Here is a 913-nt window from a genome sequence, read left to right as displayed (position 1 = left end):
CCGGTCTTCCCTCAGACTTTAATGATGAGAAGTTCATTGAATTTATAGATTATATTAATGAACACATAAAAATAAAAGTTCAATTTGAATTATCCTATGACTTGGAAGAATCCATTGGTTTATTTGCAAACTACCTAATGGATCTTGATGATGATAAGCGGAACTTTTATTTTGAATACAATTATAAATTCAATACAGAGGTAATAAAAGAAGAATTTGTTAAACAAGATATCAAATCAGCTACAATACTTCAAGAAATCATAGAACAAAATACAGAAAGTATTTATTTTTATGCTGATAAGGATTTCAATAATAAGAAAATTATCGAATATAAAGATTTTAAAAAATTATTCCATTTTGAATATATATCTGCTGATAGAGAACTAGATGATGAAAATCTAAAAAATAAAAAGATAACTACATCAATTATTTCATCATCCGATTCTACTAAACGTGATTCTGTATGGAATAGTAAATTTGATGAATTAAAAAAAAGAATAGCTAAAGATTTGGCTGAATCAGAAATTGATTCTAGTTTTCAAAACGAAACACAAAAAATTTTATCTGACTTAAAAGATGCTCTAGATAATGTATCAAAAAATGAAATTGAAGCTTTAGAAGCGAAATTTCATTTTAACGAAAAAAATTTATTGAACTTGATTAAGGATAGTTTATTAATCAATTATTCACATAGTACTGATGAATTTTTGTTTAGTTTAACTGAAGAATCCCAAGGTCTGGGTATTAGTAATTTAATTTATATGGGTTTTCAAATTGATAGATTTAGTAGAGCTATTCAACCAAATACGGTTAATTTTTTTGTTATAGAAGAGCCTGAAGCACATATGCATATACAAATGCAGAAAGTGCTAGTTAGTTATATTGAAACTATTTTTAGTAAACAAAAAAATCG

The 913-nt window shown here is 25.4% G+C and carries 1 protein-coding gene; it reads left to right on the top strand.

Annotated features, from left to right (window positions below):
• Window positions 1-913: AAA family ATPase (locus SINDD18_RS09975; protein WP_153014466.1), on the top strand; the 913-nt coding region annotated here is incomplete at both ends.

It is taken from the genome of Streptococcus infantis (genome assembly GCF_001579645.1).
Taxonomy (GTDB): domain Bacteria; phylum Bacillota; class Bacilli; order Lactobacillales; family Streptococcaceae; genus Streptococcus; species Streptococcus infantis_E.
Note: the sequence above shows the minus strand (reverse complement) of the source record. Positions and strands in the feature narration are given on the sequence as shown.